The 3,921-nt window shown below is 42.1% G+C and carries 6 protein-coding genes; all 6 read left to right on the forward strand.

Annotation, left to right across the window (positions count from 1 at the left end; all coding sequences use genetic code 11):
- A partial coding sequence (locus VMW39_06675) for a DUF3467 domain-containing protein (GenBank protein HUW23696.1) occupies positions 1 to 394 on the forward strand: 394 nt, incomplete at its 5' end.
- A 111-nt stretch (positions 395 to 505) separates the two neighbouring features.
- The gene (locus VMW39_06680) at positions 506 to 706 is read left to right on the forward strand and encodes a DUF6485 family protein (GenBank protein HUW23697.1); all 201 of its coding nucleotides are present in this window, start codon (positions 506 to 508) and stop codon (positions 704 to 706) included.
- A 42-nt stretch (positions 707 to 748) separates the two neighbouring features.
- Positions 749 to 1,132, forward strand: coding sequence for a VanZ family protein (locus VMW39_06685; protein HUW23698.1), 384 nt, complete (start codon positions 749 to 751; stop codon positions 1,130 to 1,132).
- The gene (locus VMW39_06690; GenBank protein ID HUW23699.1) at positions 1,119 to 2,345 is read left to right on the forward strand and encodes an endonuclease Q family protein; all 1,227 of its coding nucleotides are present in this window, start codon (positions 1,119 to 1,121) and stop codon (positions 2,343 to 2,345) included. The genes VMW39_06685 and VMW39_06690 overlap by 14 nt, the downstream gene beginning before the upstream one ends.
- Positions 2,346 to 2,367: 22 nt before the next feature.
- Positions 2,368 to 3,489 carry a transaldolase gene (tal, locus tag VMW39_06695; GenBank protein HUW23700.1) on the forward strand — a complete coding sequence of 374 codons (1,122 nt, stop codon included), beginning with the start codon at positions 2,368 to 2,370 and terminating at the stop codon, positions 3,487 to 3,489.
- 139 nt (positions 3,490 to 3,628) lie between these two features.
- A partial coding sequence (locus VMW39_06700; GenBank protein HUW23701.1) for a UvrD-helicase domain-containing protein occupies positions 3,629 to 3,921 on the forward strand: 293 nt, incomplete at its 3' end.

The raw sequence follows: 3,921 nt of genomic DNA on the forward strand, positions 1-3,921 counted from the left end.
AGCTTCGCGTCAGATTATAAAGATGACCGAGCCGAAGAAATATCAGAAAGGTCGCCACGTTTATACTAAGTGGGGAGGACAAGTCAAGGAGGTTAAAGTTATGCCCGACCAACAGGAAAAGCAGGTGCAAATTCGAATCCAATTGGATGATGTTATGGCTCAGGGGACATATGCTAATTTGGCTTTTATAAGGCATAGTGAGACTGAGTTTACAATGGATTTCATTTACGTTCAGCCCCAGGAGCCGAAAGCGAAAGTGAGGGCGAGAATAATCTCAAGTCCTGGCCATACCAAGAGGCTCCTCCTTGCCCTACAAGAGAATATTAAAAGGTATGAAGAGAAATTCGGAGCGATAAAAGCAGCGGGTGATCCGTCTAAAAAAATCGGTTTCTAAAAAGGAATTAGTGTAGGGGCGACACTCTGTGGTCGCCCGAATGAAGGGACGGCACAGAGTCCGTCCCCTACAAGAACAAAAGAAGATAAAAAATTGGTGAAGGAGATATAGATGAGGGAATGTAACGAAAACAAGAATCGGAAGAATTGTAATTGTACTTATGAGCCTTGTTCCAGAAAAGGGATTTGTTGCGAGTGCATAGCATACCACTGGAGGTCAAAAGAACTGCCGGCGTGTTTTTTCCCTTCCAAGGTAGAGAGGACTTACGACAGGTCTTTAGAAAAATTTATTGAATGTTATAAGGTGGAGTAGCGAAACTTGTTTCGCGATTAGTGATGTTCAAGGCGAAGAGAGATGAGAAAGATTTTTCTGTTTTTGAAGATGTGGCTACCAGTGGGGTTGTGGTGTGGCATCATTTTCTACCTCTCCAGCCTTCCCAATCTTGCAACGCCCTGGGGAACCTGGGATATAATCCTCAGAAAAATTGCCCATATTACTGAATACGGAATACTTGCCTTTCTTGTGTGGAGGGCGATTTTCCACTCGATTAAGATTAATCTGACAAAAGTTTATGCGTGGTCCGGGGCGCTTTCCCTGCTTTATGCAATATCCGACGAAATCCATCAGAGTTTTGTTCCCACCAGACACGGGTCGATTTACGATATTCTAATAGACGCATTTGGGATAGGGTTGATACTCTTCTTTTTGATAGTGAGGAAGAAAAATGTTAATCGCTGATTTTCATATTCATTCTCGATATTCAAGGGCTACCTCAGGCGAGATGAACGTTCGAGAAATAAGTAAGTGGGCTAAGGTTAAGGGGATTGATATTTTAGGAGCAGGGGACTTTACTCATCCCCACTGGCTGGATGAACTTGAAGAATATCTTAAGCCGGTGAGCTATGGTGTTTATGAGTATGGGGGAGTCCATTTTTTTCTCACTAGCGAGATAAGTTGTATCTATTCCCAGGGGGGAAGGGTAAGAAAAATTCATATTCTCGTTTTTGCTCCCAGTTTTGAGGTAGTCCACAAGGTGAATAGGGAACTATCAAGAATCGGTAATTTGCATTCTGACGGAAGACCTATCCTGGGACTTTCAGCAAAGGAGTTAGCGAAGATTGTGTTGGAAGCTTCCAGTGAATGTTTTATTGTGCCGGCACATATCTGGACTCCCTGGTTTTCGCTCTTTGGAGCAAATTCCGGGTTTGACGACATAGAAGAATGCTTTGGGGAATTGACTTCCCAAATCTATGCTCTGGAGACAGGATTGTCCAGCGATCCTGAAATGAACTGGGCTCTCTCTAATCTGGACAGGTTTGCCTTAATTTCTAATAGTGACGCCCATTCTCCTGCCAATTTAGGAAGGGAAGCCAATATTTTTAATTGCAAAATTGACTATAAGGAGATAGTTTCTGCAATAAAGAATAAAGAGAAGGATAAATTCCTGGGCACTATAGAGTTCTTTCCGCAAGAGGGGAAGTACCATTATGACGGTCACAGGAATTGTAACGTGTGTCTTTCTCCCAAAGAGACGAAGAGTCATAATAATATCTGTCCCCGTTGTGGCAAACCTCTCACTATAGGAGTTATGCATCGCGTGTATGACCTTGCCGACAGAGAAATCGGCTTCAAACCTCAGGGCGCAATTCCTTTTAAGAGTTTCGTTCTTTTAAAGGAAGTAATCGGTGAGGTGGTTGGAAAGACTTCCAAGTCAGCAGAAGTGGATAAGTTATACCACTATATGATTGAAAAATTTGGTAATGAATTCAAAATTATGTTAGAAGTTCCTGTTGATGAAATTTATAAAGTTCATCCTAAAATTGCTGAAGGTATTGCCAGGGTAAGGGAGAGAAAAATAAAGGTTTCTCCCGGATATGACGGGATCTATGGAAAAGTAAAGATATTTGAAGAAGAAAAGAAAATAGAGCCGGAACAGATAAGCCTTTTGTGAGTCTTAAGAAAGGAAGATAGAAATGGGAAAGAATCCAGTTTATCAGATTAAGAATTTTGGACAGAGTATCTGGTATGATAACATTGAGAGGTCTATTCTCACTTCGGGAAAGCTGGAAAAGATGGCGGAAGAAGATGGCATCTCGGGAGTGACATCCAATCCTACGATATTTGAAAAAGCAATTACTCAAAGTAGGGAATACGACCCTGAAATTGAAGAGTTGGCTGGAGAAAATAAGACTGCCGAAGAGGTATATGAGAGCTTGACAATAAAGGATGTGACTCTGGCGGCAGATATTCTTTACAAAATATATAAGGAAACAGAAAGAAAAGATGGATATGTGAGTATCGAAGTTCCTCCTAAATACGCATACGATATTGACCAGACTATCAATGAGGCTCAAAGATTGTTTATGAGAATAGGAAGAGAAAACATTATGATAAAAGTCCCGGCAACAAAAGAAGGGGCTGTGGCAATAGAGCGTCTGATATCGAAAGGCATTAATGTAAATGCTACTCTCGTCTTCTCTTTGTCCCATTACGAAAACGTTGCCCGGGCATACATTAAGGGACTGGAAGGGTTTTCCAGAGAGGGAGGAGATTTTAAGAGAGTGGCTTCGGTGGCCAGTCTATTTGTGAGCAGGATAGACACACTGGCGGATAAAGAGATTAGTTCACTGACAGAGTCGGAGAAAGACCCTGAAAGGAAAAGAGATTTACAGGAGCTTTTGGGAAAAGCAGCAGTAGCCAATTCCAAGAAGGTTTATCAAAAGTTTAAGGAGATTTTCTCTCAAGAAAAATTCAAAGACCTGGAAAAAAGAGGCGCCAGAGTTCAAAGACCGCTCTGGGCAAGCACCTCCACTAAAAACCCTGCTTATAGTGACGTGAAGTACGTGGCGGAATTGATTGGTCCTGATACAATAAATACTATTCCCCAGGTGACGCTGGATGCCTTCAGAGACCACGGAAAGCCAAGGTTATCTTTGGAAGAGAATTTGGGTGGAGTGGAAGAAGTTTTATCCCGGATGAAAAAAGCGGGAATCGATTTAGACGAGGTCTGTGAGACCCTTCAAAGAAAAGGAGTAGATGCATTTGAAAAGTCTTTTCAGAATCTCCTTGGCACTTTAAAAGAAAAAATAAAATAAAATAGGGACAGCGACCATTTTTAAAATAAATAGGGATATATCCCATTTATTTAAATTCCATTATTAGGTGAAAAATGACCGTGAAGGGCTACGTTACAGTTATTACGGCCATAAAGGCCTACACTACGCGTAAAGAACTATGGGGTTGGATGATTGGGGATTGAATGTGGATATTTTAAAGGATTTAAATAGTGCACAGGGGGAGGCGGTGGCCCATAGAGGGAGACCGCTTCTTCTTTTGGGTCGAGCCGGATCGGGCAAGAGCGAAGTTTTAAAGAGAAGAATTGAAAATCTCATATCTTCGGGAATTGCTCCACCGGAAAGGATACTTGTGTTTACTGACCAGGAGGAGATGGTGGGAGCTTTAAGGCCGCATCTTCAGCCGGGATATGGAGAGTTCTGGGTGAATAGCTTTACTGCGTTCTGCAAGAG

It is taken from the genome of bacterium (assembly GCA_035530055.1).
Lineage (GTDB): Bacteria > UBA6262 > WVXT01 > WVXT01 > WVXT01 > WVXT01.

Excerpts from the sequence above, each read along its gene's own strand:
- VMW39_06690 (HUW23699.1), top strand. The coding sequence starts at position 1,119 with ATGTTAATCGCTGATTTTCATATTCATTCTCGATATTCAAGGGCTACC.
- VMW39_06680 (HUW23697.1), top strand. The coding sequence starts at position 506 with ATGAGGGAATGTAACGAAAACAAGAATCGGAAGAATTGTAATTGTACT.
- tal (HUW23700.1), top strand. The coding sequence starts at position 2,368 with ATGGGAAAGAATCCAGTTTATCAGATTAAGAATTTTGGACAGAGTATC.
- VMW39_06685 (HUW23698.1), top strand. The coding sequence starts at position 749 with ATGAGAAAGATTTTTCTGTTTTTGAAGATGTGGCTACCAGTGGGGTTG.